This window comes from Aliidiomarina quisquiliarum (assembly GCF_023922585.1).
Classification (GTDB): Bacteria; Pseudomonadota; Gammaproteobacteria; order Enterobacterales; family Alteromonadaceae; genus Aliidiomarina; species Aliidiomarina quisquiliarum.
The window spans coordinates 122,630-141,591 of record NZ_JAMFTN010000024.1 but is presented as its reverse complement, the minus strand read 5'-3'; the positions used below and the strand labels follow the sequence as shown (position 1 = coordinate 141,591).

The following is an 18,962-nucleotide window of genomic DNA, read 5'->3' as shown; positions in this document are numbered from 1 at the left end:
GGGTTGTCATGCCAATGGCACTGCCCGGTAGCTACGTTCGGAATCGATAACCGCTGAAAGCATCTAAGCGGGAAGCGAGCCTCGAGATGAGTTCTCACAAGCATGTAATTGCTCTGTAGGGTTGTTGTAGACTACAACGTTGATAGGCAGGGTGTGGAAGCGCTGTAAGGCGTTGAGCTAACCTGTACTAATTGCCCGTGCGGCTTAACCATACAACACCAAAGGTGTGTTGGTTGAAACATGTAATTCTTTTTAAGAGCGAGCACGACACCAAAGGGTGAGTGACTTGGTTGAACGAACTTCGTTATTTTTTATCGACATAGCTTGTCACGAATGAACCAAATTTGTCTGGCGGCCATAGCGACGTGGAACCACCTGAATCCATTCCGAACTCAGAAGTGAAACATGTCAGCGCCGATGGTAGTGTGGGGCTTCCCCATGTGAGAGTAGGACACCGCCAGGCTTCAAACAAGTCGAAAAGGCCACCCAATCGGGTGGCCTTTTTGCTTTTAGGACATTGAAAACGTGTCCCGCCTCCAGGGTAGGTCAGGCACCGCCTGACGAATAGAGGCATTGCCTGCCGTAAAACGTGACCACCCAAACCATCGCATGGCCTATCGTTCACCAATGGTGCGGCGTAAGGCGGTGCCTTACCTACGGCGGTGCCTTACCTACGGCGGTGTTGGTTCCATCATACCCGTAGGGCAGGCATGGCCTGCTGCAACATTCCATAACGTAACATCCACCAAAGGCTCGGCGTACGGCAGTGCCGTACTTACGTTTGATATGACCATTTACAGGTACATCGGGCCCACATGATTTAACGTCTACCAAATGTGCGGCGTAAGGCGGTGCCTTATCGACTATTACAAAACTGTGTGTAACGCGGGAATCTTGGTATATTCTTGCTCGTGAAGCCAGTATGTAATACGCATAAGCTGCTGTTAATTGCTGGTGGGTTCAGCCGCATTGCGTCGGTTAAACCACTACCCACATAAAATTCAGTACCCGACGGGGTGATTACTTTTATAGATCCAACCATGCCTTGGTATTTACCATTCCCAGGTTTATACCCAATTACTTTTGCTCTGGTAATGTTTTCAGGTTTAAGTTTCAGTACGTTTTCCGCTCTACCAAACTGATATGTATTGCTTTTTTTATGCAAAATAAGACCTTCGCCGCCTTGAGCAACAACAGCATCGAACATTTCAAATAGCTCTGTTTCGCTGGCCACATTAAATTGGTGAATAGCAAAGACCGGGTTTACTAATGAAGTGGTGGTTGGACTTAGCAATAAGTGTTTTAGGGCTGCATATCTATCTGTGAACGCACCTGTAAGATAAGGCACATCGAATACTGCAAAGGATATTTGATCCCAAGCAGGGTGGGTTGGATCGTTTCGTTGGATTAATGCTGCCACTTCTTCAAATCGACCACGACCTAACCAAAGCTCGCCATCTAATGGAACGGCTGGTAATTCAGAGGTTAATGAATGAGGGGCCTGAATTAAGATGCCTTGACGGGACCAAAGTAATTTACCGTCCCAATATGCGCGGACACCGTCTAGCTTTTCACTTACATAATACTGACTAATATCTATAGTGTTATGAAATTTAACACCGTGCATTAGCGTTAACTGATCCGCCGATTTTAACGCAACGTTTTGACTCTGGTTTGTGACTAATGGCTCCGCTAAGGTGTCGGTATTATTAATAAACAAGCTACTAAAAATAAGGCTAGTGGTTAAGCTGTACATAATGTGCTCCTTTAACTGTATAAGTAAAAGTAGCGTGTTGAGTTGCTAATGCGATTAATTTGGGTAAAAGCATACAAAAAAAAGCCCGCTCAAGAAGAGCGGGCAAAGTGTAACAACAACAAGGAGGAAGTTAATTCAGATACGCTGCAAACCAACGTAAACACACCAAATGAAAAGCGACAAACTTTTAAATTCGATTTAAGGCTGAATGCCTCTGAATGACGAGCATTATAGTGGGTTTTAGCCAGCGTTCAAACGAGAAAAACAAACTCGAAGCATTAGTTTTAATAATAGGTTGCTTAATTGTAATTTAATTGTAATGTATTTGTTTGCTGTAATTTTTCTTTAAGTTGTTGATATTTAATGAGCAGATTGTTTTGCCGTGTTATATTCAGATAAATAAAACTTAGCTTTAATTTTGTTCAGCGTGATAATGAATGAGCTCTAACAGTTCGAGCAATATTGAATTTTGCTCTAGAGCAGTTCTTGCTGTAGCTCTTTAACAACAAGCTAAGCTTCAGGTATAGTACGGGTAAAATAATATCTAGGGAAACTTTGCGTATGTTTGCTTGGCCTTTGCGTGTTTACTATGAAGATACCGATGCAGGTGGGATAGTATACTATGCTAACTACCTTAAATTTTGTGAGCGAGCAAGAACCGAATGGCTTCGTAGCTTAGGCATTGAGCAAGATACTTGGTTGCAAGTAGGAATCGGTTTTGTAGTACGTAAAGTAGAGTTAAATTTATTAGCGCCGGCGCGCTTTAATGACGAGCTTGAAGTAAGCTGTGTTGTTGATAAAGCACGAAAGGCGTCGGTTTTATTTAGTCAACAGGTTCGCCGTAAAAACGGTGATTTACTTTGTGAGGCGGCAGTATTGGCAGCTTGTGTAAATCTTACTACTATGCAGCCTATTGCCATGCCTAACCCAATTTTAGAGGTTATTACTAGTGCAGTCTGAGCTTTCTTTTTTCGATTTGTTTTTGCAAGCGGGCCTCGTTGTTCAGTGTGTTATGGCAGTACTTGTTGCGATGTCTATTTTATCTTGGGCACTTATTTTTCAGCGCAGCAAAATAGTCCACCAAGCTAATAAATCAACAAAAGCTTTTGAAGACCGATTCTGGTCAGGCGTAGACTTAGCCCGTTTGTATAAAGAAGTTTCAGCTAAAGGTGAAAAGGTTGAGGGCATAGAACACCTCTTTCACTCTGGTTTTCGTGAATTCGCTCGTCTACGTGCTCAAAAAGATTCAGACCAAGTGGCTATACTAAATGGCTCTCAACGTGCAATGCGGGTAGCTCATTCGCGCGAAATTGATCACTTAGAAAAGAATTTATCGGTTTTGGCTACCATAGGATCAATTAGCCCTTATATAGGCTTGTTTGGTACGGTTTGGGGAATTATGAATGCATTTATTTCCTTAGGCGAAGTGCAACAGGCGACATTACAAGCGGTTGCACCTGGTATAGCCGAAGCGCTTGTAGCAACTGCCATGGGCTTATTTGCCGCCATACCTGCTGTTATGGCCTATAACCGTTTTTCATACCGCGTCGAATTGCTTGATAATGCCTATGTTAATTTTGCAGAAGAATTCACTTCTATTTTACAACGCCAAACGGGTGCAACTGCAAGTGTAAGCCCCAGTGGGGAAAGTGCTAATGTCTGAGGCGTTTGTAACACGCAGAAAGCGTAAGCCCATGAGCGAAATTAATGTCGTGCCTTATATCGACGTGATGCTAGTGTTGCTTATTATCTTTATGGTTACTTCAGGTTTGCTTGCACAAGGCGTTGAGGTAGAGCTTCCTCAAGGTGAAGCAGCACCGTTAAGTGAAGACAAGCCAACGCCACTAGTGGCTTCTGTTGATAAAGACGGGATCTATTATTTAAGTGAAGATGGCAAGCCAGACAAACCGATGTCAGTTGTTGATTTAACGGTTGCTGTAGCAGCACATATGCAAATGAACAAAGACACACCGGTTGTAGTACGAGGCGATAAAAGTGTGGAGTATGGGAAGGTGGTCAATTTAATGGTGCTACTGCAGGGTGCCGGTGTGCCTTCAGTAGGGCTTATGACAGAGCCTCCGGAGTCTTGATATGACAAAACACATTGGCATAAAAGGCCCATTGTTTTTTTCAATAATACTACATGCTGCTATTGTTGTTTTGGCTATATTAAGTGTTTATATAAGCCCACCAACGTTACACACGGTAGACGTCAGTAATGAGCAACCCGAAGTTGATATTATTGAAGCTGTGGTAGTTGACCAGCAGCTAGTAGATCAACAAATTCAACGTATTCAACAAGAGCGAGATCAAGCCCGTAAGGCTGAAGAAGAGCGTGTCGCAGCACTTGAGCGCAGAGCACGAGAAGCTCAGCAACGACGAGAAAGAGAACAACAAGAAGCTCGTCGCGCCCAAGAGCAACGCACAAAAGAAGAAGCGGAGGCTCGGGCAGAGGCAGAGCGAAGACGGATCGAAGCAGAGCGGTTAGAAGAAATACGTAAAAATACCGAACAAAGAATTCGCGAACAACAAGCGGAAGAAGCCAGAATCGAAGCCCAGCGTTTACAACGGTTGGAAGAAGAGCGCCGACGTGAAGAAGCTGCAAGGCAACAGGCTGCTTTAGAACAACAAATGCGTGAAGAAGCAGAACGTCAGCGTGAAGCTAGAGCCAGAGAGCGGCAAAGTCGAATACAGAGTGAAGTGGACAGGTTTAAATCACTAATTCAGCAAACTATTCAGCGTAATTGGCTTACCGATCCATCGATGCGCGGGAAGTCATGTGCCTTACGCATTAGCATAGCGCGCGACGGCTTTGTAACCAATGTGCAAATGGGTGAAGGCGATAGGGCGGTTTGTGAGTCGGCCCGCGCTGCAGTGTTACGAGCGGGTAGTTTGCCTGTATCAGAAGACCCTGATGTTTATCGTGAATTAAGTAATTTTACCTTGCGCGTTGAACCTAGTTTATAAGTAGTTGGAGAAATAATGAAACGCATAATTTTAAGTATGGTTTTGGTCATGTTTTCGCTCGTTTCCGGCCAAGCCAATGCGGGGCTTGAGATTGTAATAACTGAGGGTACGGACAGCGCTAGGCCTATAGCTGTAGTTCCGTTTAAATGGTTGGGTACCGGTGCAGCGCCCTATAATTTTACTGAGGTGGTAAGTTCAGACTTAATTCGTAGCGGTCGCTTTAAGCCAGTAGCGTTACACGAATTACCTAGCCGCCCATCGACAGACGCTGAAATTGAGAACTATTCTGAGTGGGCGCGTTTGGGTGTAGAGGCTGTTTTAGTCGGTTCTGTTGCTGAATTTGCTGCAGGCCGTTACGAGGTAAGCTATCAACTGATTGACCCCTTACGTGGTCAAATTACGGGTGGGTTAAGTGAATATATAAAAGACGAAGGTTTGGTAAGTGAGCAGGATCATATTCTCGATGGTCGCACCTCAGTGGTTTTAGATTCACAATTTAGACAGTATGCTCATCGCATTTCAGATGTAGTGTACGAAGCCTTAACAGGGGAGCGGGGCGCTTTTCTGACCCGTATAGCGTATGTATTTGTAGAGCATGGTACACGGTTGCCGTATCAGTTAATGGTGTCTGATTATGACGGTGAAAATGCTAGGGTATTATTGCGTTCACCAGAGCCCCTAATGTCACCGGCTTGGTCGCCTGACGGCTCTAAATTGGCTTATGTTAGTTTTGAAAACAAAACAGCTGAGATATTTATTCAGGATATTTACACCACAGAGCGGGAAAAATTAACCTCGTTTCCGCGTATTAACGGTTCGCCGGCATGGTCACCAGACGGCAAAAAAATGGCAATGGTGCTTTCTAAAGACGGCGCCCCGAATGTTTATGTAATGGACCTAGCGAGCCGCCGTTTAAAGCAAATAACAGACCACTGGCGAATAGATACAGAGCCGAAATGGACGCCAGATGGTAAGTCGCTAGTGTTTACTTCAGAACGAGGTGGTTTGCCGCAAGTGTATCGTGTTGACTTAGATTCTGCCCGTATTCGGCGAACAACATTTAATGGAGACTCAAACCTAGGTGGAATAGTTACGCCTGATGGTAAGGGTTTGGTTATGGTTAATAGAGATAGTGGGTACTACCATATAGCACGGCAAGACTTTCCAACGGGAAACTTCCAGCAGTTAACGCAAACAACCCTAGATGAGTCTCCTAGCATTGCACCAAATGGTAGTATGATTATTTACAGTACAATGCACAACAACCAACAGGTTTTAGCGCTTGTTTCAATGGATGGTCGTTTTCAAGCTCGCTTACCCTCAAAGGCAGGCGACGTGAAGGCACCGGCATGGTCGCCATTTCTATGAGCTGAAAAACATGATATTTTTTCAGTTCTATCCTAGGTTAATTCGGAAATATATAAGGAATATCAAATGCAGATTTCAAAGGTGATTAAAGCCTCTATAATGGCTTTGTCAGTAATAACTCTAGCAGCATGTAGCTCTACATCAGATGATGTTTCTGCGTCCGCTTCAGCAAGCACACAAGCCGGACAAGCAACAACAGAGCAAGGTGTTGAAACTGGTGCGGCTGATCGAATCTTAACCCCAGCAGAAGAGCGTGCCCGTGTACGTGAACAGCAACAACAGCGTTACGCTGATTTACGCAAAGAAAATGTGCTCTATTTCGACTTTGATAATGCCAGTATTCGCCCTGAGTTCGCTGAAATACTAGCAGCTCATGCTGACTATTTAGTACGCAATCCGTCAGCTATAGTAGTTATTGAAGGTCATACAGATGAGCGCGGTACGCCAGAGTATAATATTGCACTTGGCGAGCGCCGTGCGAAGTCAGTGGTCGACTACCTACAAAGCCTGGGTGTTAATAGTTCGCAAATGAATATGGTGTCTTATGGCGAAGAAAAGCCAGTTGTACGCCAAAGCAATGAGCGCGCGTGGTCACAAAATCGACGTGCGGTGTTGGTTTATTAATTAGATAACAAGCAGGAGCTGGATGTATGAGACTCAAAAGTACTGTTGCTGTACTGGCAATATCAGTCGCTTTCGGATTAACAGGGATTGTACATAGCCAAGAGTCTGTTGAAGAGCGGGTAGACCGCTTAGAGCGCGCGTTTGACGCGCGCCAAGCAGGCCAAGTGAATTTGCTGCAACAGCTTAATTTATTGCAGCGTGAGGTTGGCGAACTACGTGGTATTACCGAGAACCATGCACACCAGCTTGAGCAAATTTTAGAGCGCCAACGAGATCTTTATCAAGAAATTGAACGGCGCTTATCAGACAGCCGTGGTGGAAGTGTAAGCAATGAGGTTATTGCTAGCACTTCTGCCCCTGTAGCAACGCTGAAAACAGAGGAAACAGGCTACGATCGAGCTATTCGCTTGGTGTTAGAAGAGCGTCGCTACGATTTGGCTATTCCTGAGTTTCAAGCGTTTATAGCAAATAACCCCACATCGACTTACTTAGGTAATGCCCATTATTGGCTTGGCCAACTGTTTTATGTACAAGAAAACTTTTCAGACGCTAAAAGCCATTTCAATAAAGTTGTTAGTGATCATAAAGACTCATCAAAACGTGGCGATTGTATTTTAAAGTTAGGCATGATTGATGTGGCCGAAGGAAATAAAGCATCAGCGCGGCGATATTTTGAACAAGTGAAAAGTGAATATCCAAACACTACGGAAGCGAATATGGCAATTCGCGAATTAGAAAAACTTAGTAATTAGAACGTTAATATAAAGTTAACTGGTGCGGATATATTCTTCGTTTTGTTTAGATATTGTGCGAACGGTGTAACTAAGGCAAATAAAGCGCATTAATAGCAAGATTTAAGTTGCAAGAGTCAGCTTTTTCAGTAAACTATGCCGCCGTTGTCTAGTACTAACAAACAAGGCAATTATTTAGGAAGTGGGTCGTTAGCTCAGTCGGTAGAGCAGTTGACTTTTAATCAATTGGTCGCTGGTTCGAATCCAGCACGACCCACCATTTCTAAAGTCACCCTAGGTTGGGTCGTTAGCTCAGTCGGTAGAGCAGTTGACTTTTAATCAATTGGTCGCTGGTTCGAATCCAGCACGACCCACCAACCTCAGCATAATCGAAGTGATCCCCACGTAAATTCACGGTATAATACATATTAAGCTAGCCATGTGGCTCCTCGAAGTTAACTGGTCGGAATTTTATGGAACAAGCACTGTTTACAGATACATTTAAATTTGAATTTCCCGCTAAGCCTGCGCCTATGTCAGATGCTGAAAAGCAAGCTGCGCGTATGCGTATTAAAAAGCTTTTGAAAGAACGTAATGCAGTTCTTATCGCTCATTATTATACAGACCCAGAGATCCAGTCCTTAGCTGAGGAAACGGGTGGTAGCGTAGCCGATTCACTGCAAATGGCCCGTTTTGGTGCAGAGCATGAAGCGGAAACACTGATCATTGCTGGTGTGAAGTTTATGGGGGAAACGGCGAAAATATTAACGCCCAACAAACGCGTTCTTATGCCAACTTTAGAAGCAACGTGTTCGCTTGACTTAGGTTGCCCCCCAGAAGAATTTGCCAAGTTTTGTGATGCACACCCAGACCATACGGTGGTAGTTTATGCGAATACCTCGGCGGCAGTGAAAGCACGCGCAGACTGGGTGGTGACATCAAGTATTGCCTTAGACGTTGTAGAGCATATAGACAGTAAAGGTGAAAAAATACTGTGGGCGCCAGACATGCACCTTGGCGGCTATATTGCTAAGCAAACCGGAGCCGAAATGGTGCTTTGGAATGCAGCCTGTATTGTGCACGACGAGTTTAAAACTAGGGCATTAATGCAGTTAAAAGAGCAACACCCAGATGCTGCTGTGTTAGTACATCCAGAAGCGCCTGCGGCCATTGTTGATTTGGCTGATGCCGTTGGTTCTACATCACAATTGATTCAGGCTAGCCAAGACTTGCCGCAGCAAAAGTTTATTGTGGCAACCGATAAAGGCATTTTTTATAAAATGCAGCAGTTGTCGCCAAATAAAACCTTTATTGAAGCACCAACGGGCGGCGATGGCGCTACCTGTAGAAGTTGTGCCCATTGTCCGTGGATGGCAATGAATGGTTTGGCTGCTATTGAACAAGCGTTAACAGGCGACGGCAAAGCTCATGAAATACATGTTGATGCAGACTTAGCCGTGCAGGCCTTAAAGCCACTGAATCGCATGTTGAACTTTTCAACGGGAAAATAATTCATGACTAATGTGCTGTGGGTAGGGTTCGGCGATATTGGTCATCGTGCCTTGCCCCAGCTTTTAGAGCATGGCTATAAAGTTACCGGTGCCCGGAGAAGCCAACCTAATGGGCCCTATGGGCCGGGTTTGCAGCTTGCTATAGGGAACGCCAGCTCGAGCGATTCATGGCAGCAGTGGCTTGCTAAACGGCCTGCAAGTATTGTTCTTACACTCACTCCCTCTGCATTTACCGAAGAAGCTTATCAAGCGAGCTATTTACAACCAGTTCAAAACTTATTGTTGCTGTTAGCTGAAATACCCGACTACCAACCCTTTATTTACTTTGTTTCTAGTACCAGTGTGTACGGACATGCCAAGGGCGCTTGGGTGAACGAAACCACCGCAGCAAAACCCGATGGATTCTCTGGGCGTACTATGTTGGCCTGCGAAGCGCTATTACTGCAAAGTGGCTACCCAGGAGCGATATTACGTTGTTCAGGTATCTATGGGCCTGGACGGCTACGGTTGCTTGAATCGGTACGTTCAAAATCAGTGCAGGGTAGAAATGAATGGACCAATAGGGTTCATGCCGATGACGTAGCGCGGGCAATTGTTTTTATTTTAGAGCGTGCTAAAACAAATCCTGCAATGGAAGTTATAGTCGTAACAGATAGCTATCCAGCATTGCACCTTGAGGTTGTTAATTGGCTAGCTGCGCAATTAGGTATTATTAGTGCAGAAGCAACAGCCACCACCAAAGCAACTGCACGTGGCAGTAAACGCATATCTAATGAAAAATTGAAGTCATTTGGCTTCACTTTTACCTACCCTTCTTACAAAGATGGCTATTCAGCCCTAATCAAAACACTTTAAATTAAGATGCCCCTCTAGCCATTGTGGATATAATTTCGTACTATATTAGGTATATCTAATCTAAGTGGTATGAGTGTATATGACAGCTCGATCAGTTCGCAGCAAAACGAATCCTAATAGCGGTATTTCGTTAAATTCTGTCCACCTAGTGCTCGGTCCGTTAGCGGCAGTTATTGTTTACGGCATTGCAAAAACACTAGGCATGCCAGAGCCTGCTGCGTGGATGTTTGCGACCGTAGTGTGGGTGGGGTGGTGGTGGATCACGGAAGCATTACCGCTAGCCGTAACCTCATTGTTACCCTTTGTGCTCATACCTCTTGGCGGCATTCAAGATTATCGGGACGCTAGCTTAGCGTTAGGCGACCATATCATTATTTTGTTTATGGGCGCTTTTATGTTGGCCAAAGCCGTTGAAGCTAGCGGTGTGCATAGGCGTTTAGCTTTAAATTTAGTAGGAATTATAGGTGCGTCGAACGCCAAGCTAATGGTTTTTGCCTTTATGCTCGCCTCGGCATTCTTGTCAATGTGGATTTCTAACACTGCGGCGGTTTTAGCATTACTACCTGTGGCCTTAGCACTAGCGGAAGCCTCGGAAGAGCGGCGCTTTCAACGTGCACTTTTACTGGGTCTAGCTTATTCCGCGTCTCTTGGTGGTATTGCAACTTTAATTGGGTCACCACCAAATTTAATATTTGCGTCGGTTTATGAAAATTACACAGGAGAAAGTTTTGGCTTTACCCGTTGGATGGGTATTGGCTTACCATTGGTTATTTTAGGCTTGCCTTTGGTTGGTTGGTGGTTAACGCGGGGTATTAGCTTAAGTTCACCATTAAGCTTACCTGAACAAGACAAAATGAGCACTCACGAGGGGCGTGTGCTTGCTGTATTTGGCACCGTAGTTTTATTGTGGATATTACGTACCGAGCCATTTGGAGGTTGGACAGGGTGGTTTGAGCTGACTGGGGTTGGCGATGCGACCATTGCTTTAGCCGGGGTGGTAGCAATGTTCATCATTTCAAATGGCAAGGGAGGGCGGTTGCTAACCTGGGATCAGGCAGTGAATATTCCCTGGGGAATTTTACTGCTGTTTGCTGGAGGTATTTGTATGGCCTCGGGGGTAATGGCAAGTGGCTTGAGTGAAATTATTGGTGCTGCCTTAGCAGGATTTACCGACCTGCCATTGTGGATGTTAGTGTTTCTAATTGCTTTAAGTGTTTCGTTCTTAACAGAAGTAACTTCAAACACGGCAACGGCCACATTATTAATGCCTATTTTAGCGGCTACCGGTGGGGCTGCGGGTATGCCAATAGAACTATTAATGATTCCTGCTGTTATTGCATGTAGTTGCGCCTTTTGTTTACCCGTTGCAACACCCCCTAACTCGATTGTGTTTTCGTCAAATAAAATCACCATTCAGGAAATGGTACGTGAAGGAGTGGTATTGAACATTCTGTTAGCTGCGCTAAGCGCTATTATTGTTTTACTTTTAGTTTGAGGATTTAAATGAAACGTTTTATTTTTCCATTACTGATGTCGCTTTATATGGCCGGCCTAATGACAGGGCTAATTACTGTTATAAATACCGGTATAGAAGGAAACTTTTTTATTCGCTGGTTGATCGCATTCGTTATCGCTTGGCCCATTGCGTTTATTTTGGTGCTTGTTGGTGGCCACCGAATTCGTCAGCTTTCTGATCGATTAGCTCAATAATAGGCTAAATAGTATTCGAAGCGACGAAAAGAGAGCGCTTGTTCTTGCTTCTACGCAACGAATTACCTAACATAGCGGCCTTAAATGGATAGGTGTCCGAGTGGCTGAAGGAGCACGCCTGGAAAGCGTGTATACGGTAACCCGTATCGAGGGTTCAAATCCCTCCCTATCCGCCAAATCCCGAAAAGCTCGCCTTAATGGCGGGCTTTTTTCGTTAAGGCAGTCGAACTAGCACTGGTTAGCTCAAACTTTGCTGTCCGCTATAACATTAGTTGTAAGCTAAAGCTTAAAATAACTTATGCACTTGTAATTATAATAGATTGTCCTAAATTTAAGTTTCTTGTTTGCATGCCATGGAGCGGCGCTACCTTCAGGATGAGGGGCGAACAAGGCAATTAAGTTAGGTAAGCCAAGGTCAGCAAGGATGCTGCGTAGTCTGTCTCTGGAGAGAAACTGGCGGGTAATGTAGCTACATTACCCGCCAATTTATACCGGGATAAACAGCCGTTCATAATGCGCTTGATAATAGTTCCCATTTGCATTTATAATGCAAGTAAGAAACGAAGGGGTGCTTATGTACGTTTGTTTATGCAAAGGTGTAACAGATAACGATATTGAACGGGCCGTTGCGCAAGGCTGTCGCAGCCTGCGTGAATTAAAATCTGGTCTTGGGGTTGGCTCTCAGTGTGGGCGTTGTACTGGTCATGCTAGGGAGGTGCTAGAAGAAGCAACCCAAAACATGGCAGTAGCGGTCGTTCAACATGAAAACCCTGCCGGTGAATTCCAACCCTCACCTAACTTTGGCGCTGATATCTGTTACACTTAATAGGTGTTCACGTCTTAAGTTGGGAGTTCAATTATGAAAGGCAAACCAGAAGTGTTAAGAGCGCTTAATGTTGTTCTTACACGTAAGCTTACCGCCATAAACCAGTACTTTTTGCATGCACGCATGCACCGAAATGCTGGTTTTGAGCAGCTCAATACTGTCATTTATAAAGCCTCTATAAAGGAAATGGTTCATGCCGATAAGGTTATTGAACGAATTTTGTTGCTTGAAGGCTTACCGAACCTGCAAGAATTAGGCAAACTGTATATAGGCGAGCATGCAGCAGAAATGCTTGCTGCCGACTTGAAAGTGCAAGCTGCCGACATTCAGATCATTAAAGACGCGATGTTAATCTGTGAGCAAAGCCAAGACTTTGTTTCCCGGGAGCTACTAAACGATATTCTTGAACAGCAAGAAGAGCACTTTGATTGGCTTGAAACTCAAATGGCTATAACAAAACAGATCGGCCTAGAACGTTATTTACAAACTCAATTAACTGGAGGTGGCCATTAATGACAACAATAGTTACTGCACTGAATGAATTGCTTAAATGGGAATTAACCTCCATTGATCAATATACCCGTAATGCAGCTTTTTATGACGACTGGGGCTATACCAAGTTACACGAACGTATTGCACACGAAGCTGACGATGAGCGTGGCCATGCGCAACTACTTATCGACCGAATTATTTTTCTTGGCGGCAAGCCAAATATGAATGATCGCTACGAAGTAACCAACGAAGTAGACGTAGCCGCGATGCTAGCGAGTGATTTAACCCTTGAGCTAAACAATGCCAAAGCATTGAAAAAGAATATTGCACTTTGTGAAGCCGAGCGTGATTTTGTGTCGCGACAAATATTAGTACAAATACTGAAAGACACAGAAGAAGACCATGCTTACTGGTTACAGCAACAGTTACGCTTGATAGAAACTCTTGGATTAGAACTTTACCTGCAAGCGCAGCTTGGTTAATTTAGCAACTTAAATGTAGCAATGAGGGCTAGGCGCTTCTGCCAAGCCTTCATTTTCCCCTTACTCAAGCTGTAACAGCCACAACATCTTCGAGTGCTTCAGCCGCTTCTGGATAAATAATATCGCCTATTAAAACCACCCGCTGTAAGGTTTCTTCGAATATTGACAGTACTTGCAACTGGCGAGTAGCGTCGGTAGCAGACAACTGATTTTCTTTTACAGCATTTAATAATACTTCCCGTTGTAAGCGCCTTAATTGTTTGTATTGTTTAATTAACTGTTGTCGTGCCGCAAACGACAGCGCTTTAAGTTGGCCGCTGGCGAAAAGTAACTCGGCTATATCGCGCATCTCATCGGTTAAGGCCTCATTAATCGTATGCTCACCAAAGTCTAATAATTCTCGTAAATCTGCTCTTAGCTCCGACATTTTTTGCGTTACCATGGTTAAGTTGATAAACGCATCGGACACGCCGCTTAAATTATTTTGCCCTAACTGAGTGGCAAATTTATCAATAGTAGCCAGCAATACTTCAGTGTTTATGTATGCTTCTTCATTACCTAGGCTAAGCTGTAAACTTGTAAGTCGGCGACCTCTTAACAGTAATTGCTTGAACACTCGTTTCAACTCAGAGTGCATGGCGGTAACACCCATAGAAGGCACTTCAAGCACGGTGTCGTCAATATACCGTGCTTTTTCAGAGCTAAGCTCGGGCTGTTTAATGCGACGCTCAACAAAACGAATTAAAGGGTTTGCTACAAAAGACATTAGCACTAAGCTTAATACGTTGAATAAAGTGTGAAAGAAGGCAAGACCCATACTAATGTTGGCTCGGCCCTCACCACCGGCAAATAAGCTAATAAGCCAAGCCATAGGAACTAAAAGAATTAAAGCGATAGTGCCGGTAAATATTTTCTCGGTAACATGTATTAAAGCTAAACGCTTAGCGTTAGTGGTGGCTCCAATAGCGGCTAACAATGAAGTAGAGGTGGCCCCTAAATTAGCCCCTATAACCAGTGCAGCACCCAGCAACGGGGTGAACACCCCAGTAACAGAAGCGGTAATAATAATAGCCATAGAAGCTGAAGAAGACTGCATAAGTGCGGTTAATACTGCCCCAACTAAAACCGCTAACAATATGCCTAGAATACCAGCGGTACTTAATTGCTCAATTGGCAGCCAGGTTGCTACATCGCCAAAGGCGTCGCGCATTACCCCAAGACCAAGAAATAGAGCCCCAAAACCTGCTAACGCCATACCAACGTGCGACCAACGACCCTTATGAAAGAGTAAATTAGCAAACATGCCTAAACCAATAATAGGCAATGCAAATAGTTCAATGTTTAGGTTTAAGCCAACTAATGCAACAATCCATGCTTTCATGGTCGTACCAAGGTTACTGCCAAAAACCACCCATGCGGCCTGTCGCAGAGACAAAATACCTGCGTTAGTAAAGCCTAAGGTGGCCACTATAACCGCGCCAGACGATTGTACAATTGCAGTAATACCAAAGCCGGTGGCGGCGGCTCGAACGCGCGTTTGGGTGGTTCGTTCTAAAAAGGAATGTAGCTGTGAACCTGCTGCATTTTTAAGCCCTTCGGTAATTAACTGCATGCCCAATAACAACAAGCCAACGCCGCCAAATGCAAGCATGATGGTAGAAAAGTTCATGGTAAACGATAACGTCCTGTTTAATACTATGATCGCATTGATTATGCTCATGAAGACGCCCAAGCTGCAAGGCTTATGCAGCAAGAAAGTCAGCGGTTTAAGTGGGCAAAGCAACATGGCTTCAAGTACACTTAATTGAAGCATTATAAGGGGTATAGCATGGCTAAGAAAAAAGTACGGGTTGGTATTAATGGGTTTGGCAGAATTGGACGGTTAGCGCTTCGTGCTGGTTTTGGCAACCAAGCATTTGAAATAGTGCAAATTAACGACCCAGGCGCAGACGGCACTATGTTGGCTCATTTATTAGAATTCGACTCTACCCATGGGCATTGGGCACGGAATATTACCAGCGACCCAACTAGCATCAGCATTGACGGCCATCGTATTCGCTGCACAGCTATAAAAGCAATAAAAGACACGGATTGGTCGCATTGCGACATTGTTATTGATGCGTCGGGAAAAAACAAAACCACCAATGGGTTACAAGCATTTCTTGATCAAGGGGTGAACCACATTGTGGTAACTTCGCCAGTTAAAACCAAGGGCGTACCCAACATAGTTGTTGGGGTAAACGACGAAGACTTTGACCCAAGAGAGCACTCCATTGTCAGTGCGGCCTCGTGCACAACAAACTGTGTGGCGCCTGTGGTGAAAGTAATTCATGAGCACTTTGGCATTAAGCATGCGTCTATGACTACCATTCATGCGTTAACCAATTCACAAAATGTTCTTGATGGGCCAGGCAATGATTTGCGCCGTATGCGTGCGGGTGGCGAATCTCTTATCCCAACTACTACAGGTGCGGCAAAAGCCATAACCACTATATTTCCTGAACTTATGGGGCGAATAAATGGTCATGCGGTTCGAGTGCCAATTATTTGCCCATCACTAACCGACATGGTTTTTGAGGTTGAGCATGAAACTACCGCAGAACAAGTAAATGCAGCTTTGAAAAATGCAGCTAGCGATGAGTTAGAAGGTATTTTAGGTTATGAAGAGCGAGCATTGGTGTCGATTGATTACAAGTCAGACCCACGCTCGTCAATTATTGATGCGTTGTCGACCATGGTAGTTAATGGCACTCATGTCAAAGTTTATGCGTGGTACGACAATGAAATGGGGTATACACATCGTGTGCTAGACCTTGTGCAGCGTATCGCCACCGATGGAAAAAATAGCATAGGTTGACATGACTGAAGATTTACAAATACAACCAAAGTCCCAGTTTGAATTAAGCTCTCGGCATAGCTTTGCTTTGCCCGCTGCATGTGAACAGCTTATTGAAGTTAGTGCTATGGTACAGCTGCCACTACTAGGCTGGACAGCGAACACGCTGATTCTTGGAGAAGGTACCAATACATTATTTATTGAAAACTTTCAGGGGCGTGTATTGGTTAATAAGCTAAAGGGTGTAAGCATAACTGAAACCGAGCAGGCTTTTTTAGTGTCTGTAAAGGCTGGTGAAAACTGGCACCAGCTAGTAATTCAGCTAAACCAACAAGGCATTTATGGCTTAGAAAACCTTGCTCTTATTCCTGGCTCGGTGGGAGCAGCTCCGGTACAAAATATAGGCGCCTATGGCGTTGAGGTAGGCACCTTTATAACTGCTGTTGAAGGCTGGGATTTAATTAATAATAAGCCGGTTCGGTGGGCTAACAGCGAATGTGAGTTTGGCTACCGAATGAGTAAGTTTAAACGGCCCGAATGGCGACATATACTTATTACTTCAGTTCACTTTAGCTTTCCCAAAGCATGGCAGCCGGTACTAAGCTATAAAGAGCTAAGCGACTTACCCGCCACAGTGTCTGCTGGAGAACTTATGCAGCGGGTTATTGAAGTGCGGCAAATGAAGTTACCCGATCCTACTAAGTTATCCAACGCGGGTTCTTTCTTTAAAAATCCTACCTTGTCGAAACAACAGGCAGACAAATTACGCCAGGCACATTTACATTTGCCTTTCTATCCCCAACCCAATGGGCAGGTGAAAATTGCCGCGGGTTGGCTTATTGAACAAGCGGGCTTAAAGGGCTTTCAGCTTGGGGGGGCAGGGGTGCATACAAACCAAGCTCTAGTATTGGTAAATAACGGCAATGCCACAGGAGAAGACGTACAAGCGCTGGCTAAAACCATTCAAACAACAGTGTATGAACGTTATGGCGTGATGCTAGAGCCGGAAGTTCGGCTCATAAAAGCCCATGGCTTAGCGGAGGCCTTGTGAATTTAACCCAAACCCAACTAATTGAGCTTTTGGCCGATGGTCAATTTCATTCGGGCGAGAAACTTGGCCAGGCACTTGGCGTAACTCGCATGGCTATTCACAAGCGAATAGATGCCTTAGCAGCGTTAGGCTTGGACGTGTTTCGAGTAAACCGTAAAGGCTATCGGTTAGCCGCACCGTTGCAACTAATGCATTTAGAGAAAATAAAAAGCGCCTTAAAGCAACCCTTAACTAATGTGCATTTACACCACATTACTGGCTCTACTAACGACGATTTGCGCTTTTTGTTGGCAGAGCAAAGCCATGCTCAACCTGGCTTATGTGTGCTGGCTGAAATGCAAACTGCGGGGCGGGGCCGTCGCGGGAAACCCTGGCATTCGCCATTTGGTAGCAATGTTTATTTGTCGATGTATTGGCCCTTGTTGCAAGGCTTAAATGCAGCCATTGGTATGAGTGTGGCCCTTGGCGTTGCCTTGGCACAGTTACTTGACGCCGAAGGAGTCGCGGAGGTAAGCATAAAGTGGCCCAACGATATTTATATTGCCGAAAAAAAAGTTGCGGGAATTTTAGTCGAGTTAGAAGGTCAAGCCGACGGTGAAGGTCAGGCAATTGTAGGTGTTGGGTTAAACTTAAGTATGGCCGGCACACAGCCTGACATTGATCAGCCTTTTACCAGTGTGCAAGCGCACTTAACCGAAGCACTTGATCGTAATCGCTGGGCTGCACTGCTTATCGACGCAGTTTACCAAGCGTTAAAGCAACACGACAAAGAAGGCCTAACACCAACCGTGCGTGACTGGCCCAGCTACGACCGATATTATCAGCAACCGGTACGTATTTTACTTGGCAGCCATAGCCATGAAGGTATCGCCCAAGGCATTGACGAAATGGGGGCATTACTGGTGGAACAAGAGGGGCAGCTGAAGCGCTACTTTGGAGGTGAAGTTAGTGTCCGAAGTAAATAATCAGCCGTTGTTTCTTGAAGTAGGCAATAGTGCTTGGAAAGCGGCGCGTTTTAACCCTACGGCGCAAGCACTTGAAGCTTGTGGGCGTGGCAATACACAAGATCACTTGTATCAGTGGTTACAACAACAGCCCGAACAACAGCTGGTATTGGCAACCGTAGGTGCCGAGCAAGAGATGGTCGACTTATTGGCGAAATTAAAGCAGCAGGGCTATCAGGCGCTTCGTGCCCAAACAACTGAAATAGCAGGCTTTGAACATTGTTACACCGAGCCGTCTTGTTTAGGGGTCGACCGTTGGCTTACTTTATTGGCCTTACGTGAAAGTAAACTACCGGTTGTAGTCATTGATGCAGGCACAGCTATTACGCTGGACTTGATGGACGTGGGTGGTAAACACCTAGGTGGTTGGATAGCGCCTGGCTTACAATTGATGCAAGAAGCACTTGTTAACCGCAGTAGCCGGCTTAAAGCAAGCGAGCAGGTGCCTATGGGCCTCATAGGCGTTACCACTGAGAGTGCCATAGGGCTAGGGTGCAAAGCTGCGCTGCAAGGCTTTTGTGAACAGGCTGTTGTGGTGGCGAATGAGCAATTTGCTGGCCGCACTTTTAACCTGTACTTGTCCGGTGGTGGTGCGCGTTATATAAATAGCTCAACATTACCCAACTGCCAATTACGCCCGTTGTTGGTATTAGAGGGCCTCTACGCTTGGTGGCAAGAACAACTTTAATTTTTCTGGCTGCTGCCGATAATAAGTTGAGCTGCTAATTTTAGCCATAACGAGGTTTATC

The 18,962-nt window shown here is 45.0% G+C and carries 21 protein-coding genes, 3 tRNA genes and 2 rRNA genes; 23 read left to right on the top strand and 3 right to left on the bottom strand.

What is annotated here, in order from left to right:
- Positions 1-212, top strand: a 23S ribosomal RNA gene (locus M1L23_RS10935); the annotation flags it as partial.
- Between the two features lie 135 nt (positions 213-347).
- Positions 348-463 (top strand): 5S ribosomal RNA (gene rrf, locus M1L23_RS10930).
- A 208-nt stretch (positions 464-671) separates the two neighbouring features.
- Here rrf and M1L23_RS14895 read toward each other — a convergent pair.
- Together M1L23_RS14895 and M1L23_RS10925 are read right to left on the bottom strand one after the other, a co-directional pair.
- Positions 672-794 (bottom strand): hypothetical protein, encoded by a 123-nt coding sequence (locus M1L23_RS14895; RefSeq protein ID WP_256473760.1) that lies wholly within the window; start codon positions 792-794, stop codon positions 672-674.
- A 62-nt stretch (positions 795-856) separates the two neighbouring features.
- The gene (locus tag M1L23_RS10925) at positions 857-1,756 is read right to left on the bottom strand and encodes a DNA ligase (RefSeq protein ID WP_252627400.1); all 900 of its coding nucleotides are present in this window, start codon (positions 1,754-1,756) and stop codon (positions 857-859) included.
- Between the two features lie 561 nt (positions 1,757-2,317).
- Between M1L23_RS10925 and ybgC the strand changes: the two genes are divergently transcribed.
- From ybgC to bfr (M1L23_RS10840), 17 genes are all read left to right on the top strand, one after another.
- Entirely contained in the window at positions 2,318-2,716 is a 399-nt protein-coding gene (ybgC, locus tag M1L23_RS10920) for a tol-pal system-associated acyl-CoA thioesterase (protein WP_252627399.1), read from the top strand.
- Entirely contained in the window at positions 2,706-3,419 is a 714-nt protein-coding gene (gene tolQ, locus M1L23_RS10915; protein ID WP_252627398.1) for a protein TolQ, read from the top strand. The genes ybgC and tolQ overlap by 11 nt, the downstream gene beginning before the upstream one ends.
- Positions 3,412-3,846: a protein TolR gene (gene tolR, locus M1L23_RS10910; protein ID WP_252627397.1), complete on the top strand. Its 435-nt coding sequence runs from the start codon at positions 3,412-3,414 to the stop codon at positions 3,844-3,846. Before tolQ ends, tolR begins: the two co-directional genes overlap by 8 nt.
- A gap of 1 nt (position 3,847) precedes the next feature.
- Entirely contained in the window at positions 3,848-4,723 is an 876-nt protein-coding gene (gene tolA, locus M1L23_RS10905; protein WP_252627396.1) for a cell envelope integrity protein TolA, read from the top strand.
- Positions 4,724-4,738: 15 nt separating this feature from the next.
- Complete coding sequence (gene tolB, locus M1L23_RS10900; protein WP_252627395.1) at positions 4,739-6,091, top strand: Tol-Pal system beta propeller repeat protein TolB; 1,353 nt, start codon at positions 4,739-4,741, stop codon at positions 6,089-6,091.
- Between the two features lie 66 nt (positions 6,092-6,157).
- The gene (gene pal / locus M1L23_RS10895; protein ID WP_252627394.1) at positions 6,158-6,715 is read left to right on the top strand and encodes a peptidoglycan-associated lipoprotein Pal; all 558 of its coding nucleotides are present in this window, start codon (positions 6,158-6,160) and stop codon (positions 6,713-6,715) included.
- A gap of 26 nt (positions 6,716-6,741) precedes the next feature.
- Positions 6,742-7,467, top strand: coding sequence for a tol-pal system protein YbgF (ybgF, locus tag M1L23_RS10890; protein WP_252627393.1), 726 nt, complete (start codon positions 6,742-6,744; stop codon positions 7,465-7,467).
- A gap of 183 nt (positions 7,468-7,650) precedes the next feature.
- Positions 7,651-7,726 (top strand) — tRNA-Lys (locus M1L23_RS10885).
- A gap of 21 nt (positions 7,727-7,747) precedes the next feature.
- Positions 7,748-7,823 (top strand) — tRNA-Lys (locus tag M1L23_RS10880).
- 96 nt (positions 7,824-7,919) lie between these two features.
- Complete coding sequence (gene nadA / locus M1L23_RS10875) at positions 7,920-8,957, top strand: quinolinate synthase NadA (protein WP_252627392.1); 1,038 nt, start codon at positions 7,920-7,922, stop codon at positions 8,955-8,957.
- A 3-nt stretch (positions 8,958-8,960) separates the two neighbouring features.
- A complete protein-coding gene (locus M1L23_RS10870) occupies positions 8,961-9,812 on the top strand; it encodes an NAD-dependent epimerase/dehydratase family protein (RefSeq protein ID WP_252627391.1) in 852 nt (283 codons plus the stop codon).
- A gap of 79 nt (positions 9,813-9,891) precedes the next feature.
- Positions 9,892-11,307, top strand: a complete 1,416-nt coding sequence (locus tag M1L23_RS10865; RefSeq protein WP_252627390.1) for an SLC13 family permease — start codon at positions 9,892-9,894, stop codon at positions 11,305-11,307.
- An 8-nt stretch (positions 11,308-11,315) separates the two neighbouring features.
- Positions 11,316-11,522, top strand: a complete 207-nt coding sequence (locus tag M1L23_RS10860; RefSeq protein WP_252627389.1) for a DUF2798 domain-containing protein — start codon at positions 11,316-11,318, stop codon at positions 11,520-11,522.
- Between the two features lie 86 nt (positions 11,523-11,608).
- A tRNA-Ser gene (locus M1L23_RS10855) sits at positions 11,609-11,698 on the top strand.
- A gap of 398 nt (positions 11,699-12,096) precedes the next feature.
- Positions 12,097-12,348, top strand: a complete 252-nt coding sequence (locus M1L23_RS10850) for a bacterioferritin-associated ferredoxin (protein ID WP_252627388.1) — start codon at positions 12,097-12,099, stop codon at positions 12,346-12,348.
- Between the two features lie 33 nt (positions 12,349-12,381).
- Positions 12,382-12,861, top strand: coding sequence for a bacterioferritin (gene bfr, locus M1L23_RS10845; RefSeq protein ID WP_252627387.1), 480 nt, complete (start codon positions 12,382-12,384; stop codon positions 12,859-12,861).
- Positions 12,861-13,322 carry a bacterioferritin gene (gene bfr, locus M1L23_RS10840; protein ID WP_252627386.1) on the top strand — a complete coding sequence of 154 codons (462 nt, stop codon included), beginning with the start codon at positions 12,861-12,863 and terminating at the stop codon, positions 13,320-13,322. The genes bfr (M1L23_RS10845) and bfr (M1L23_RS10840) overlap by 1 nt, the downstream gene beginning before the upstream one ends.
- Before the next feature lie 64 nt (positions 13,323-13,386).
- Here the strand turns inward: bfr (M1L23_RS10840) and M1L23_RS10835 are convergent, their stop codons facing one another.
- Positions 13,387-14,991, bottom strand: a complete 1,605-nt coding sequence (locus tag M1L23_RS10835) for a Na/Pi cotransporter family protein (protein WP_252627385.1) — start codon at positions 14,989-14,991, stop codon at positions 13,387-13,389.
- Between the two features lie 159 nt (positions 14,992-15,150).
- Here M1L23_RS10835 and M1L23_RS10830 point away from each other — a divergent pair, with 159 nt between their 5' ends.
- Genes M1L23_RS10830 through M1L23_RS10815 form a run of 4 tightly spaced genes read left to right on the top strand, consistent with a single transcriptional unit; the run spans position 15,151 to position 18,901 of the window.
- The gene (locus tag M1L23_RS10830; protein ID WP_252627384.1) at positions 15,151-16,179 is read left to right on the top strand and encodes an ArsJ-associated glyceraldehyde-3-phosphate dehydrogenase; all 1,029 of its coding nucleotides are present in this window, start codon (positions 15,151-15,153) and stop codon (positions 16,177-16,179) included.
- 1 nt (position 16,180) lies between these two features.
- Complete coding sequence (gene murB, locus M1L23_RS10825; RefSeq protein ID WP_252627383.1) at positions 16,181-17,209, top strand: UDP-N-acetylmuramate dehydrogenase; 1,029 nt, start codon at positions 16,181-16,183, stop codon at positions 17,207-17,209.
- Positions 17,206-18,174 carry a bifunctional biotin--[acetyl-CoA-carboxylase] ligase/biotin operon repressor BirA gene (gene birA, locus M1L23_RS10820; protein WP_252627382.1) on the top strand — a complete coding sequence of 323 codons (969 nt, stop codon included), beginning with the start codon at positions 17,206-17,208 and terminating at the stop codon, positions 18,172-18,174. The genes murB and birA overlap by 4 nt, the downstream gene beginning before the upstream one ends.
- A complete protein-coding gene (locus tag M1L23_RS10815) occupies positions 18,158-18,901 on the top strand; it encodes a type III pantothenate kinase (protein WP_252627381.1) in 744 nt (247 codons plus the stop codon). Before birA ends, M1L23_RS10815 begins: the two co-directional genes overlap by 17 nt.
- The last annotated feature ends 61 nt before the right edge of the window (positions 18,902-18,962 follow it).

Bases quoted from the DNA above. Each gene is read 5' to 3' on its own strand.
- M1L23_RS10835 (WP_252627385.1), bottom strand. From the start codon at position 14,991: ATGAACTTTTCTACCATCATGCTTGCATTTGGCGGCGTTGGCTTGTTG.
- M1L23_RS10870 (WP_252627391.1), top strand. From the start codon at position 8,961: ATGACTAATGTGCTGTGGGTAGGGTTCGGCGATATTGGTCATCGTGCC.
- bfr (WP_252627386.1), top strand. From the start codon at position 12,861: ATGACAACAATAGTTACTGCACTGAATGAATTGCTTAAATGGGAATTA.
- ybgC (WP_252627399.1), top strand. From the start codon at position 2,318: ATGTTTGCTTGGCCTTTGCGTGTTTACTATGAAGATACCGATGCAGGT.
- ybgF (WP_252627393.1), top strand. From the start codon at position 6,742: ATGAGACTCAAAAGTACTGTTGCTGTACTGGCAATATCAGTCGCTTTC.
- M1L23_RS10830 (WP_252627384.1), top strand. From the start codon at position 15,151: ATGGCTAAGAAAAAAGTACGGGTTGGTATTAATGGGTTTGGCAGAATT.
- tolR (WP_252627397.1), top strand. From the start codon at position 3,412: ATGTCTGAGGCGTTTGTAACACGCAGAAAGCGTAAGCCCATGAGCGAA.
- nadA (WP_252627392.1), top strand. From the start codon at position 7,920: ATGGAACAAGCACTGTTTACAGATACATTTAAATTTGAATTTCCCGCT.
- tolB (WP_252627395.1), top strand. From the start codon at position 4,739: ATGAAACGCATAATTTTAAGTATGGTTTTGGTCATGTTTTCGCTCGTT.
- tolA (WP_252627396.1), top strand. From the start codon at position 3,848: ATGACAAAACACATTGGCATAAAAGGCCCATTGTTTTTTTCAATAATA.
- M1L23_RS10925 (WP_252627400.1), bottom strand. From the start codon at position 1,756: ATGTACAGCTTAACCACTAGCCTTATTTTTAGTAGCTTGTTTATTAAT.
- bfr (WP_252627387.1), top strand. From the start codon at position 12,382: ATGAAAGGCAAACCAGAAGTGTTAAGAGCGCTTAATGTTGTTCTTACA.
- pal (WP_252627394.1), top strand. From the start codon at position 6,158: ATGCAGATTTCAAAGGTGATTAAAGCCTCTATAATGGCTTTGTCAGTA.
- M1L23_RS10865 (WP_252627390.1), top strand. From the start codon at position 9,892: ATGACAGCTCGATCAGTTCGCAGCAAAACGAATCCTAATAGCGGTATT.
- murB (WP_252627383.1), top strand. From the start codon at position 16,181: ATGACTGAAGATTTACAAATACAACCAAAGTCCCAGTTTGAATTAAGC.
- M1L23_RS14895 (WP_256473760.1), bottom strand. From the start codon at position 794: ATGGTCATATCAAACGTAAGTACGGCACTGCCGTACGCCGAGCCTTTG.
- M1L23_RS10850 (WP_252627388.1), top strand. From the start codon at position 12,097: ATGTACGTTTGTTTATGCAAAGGTGTAACAGATAACGATATTGAACGG.
- M1L23_RS10860 (WP_252627389.1), top strand. From the start codon at position 11,316: ATGAAACGTTTTATTTTTCCATTACTGATGTCGCTTTATATGGCCGGC.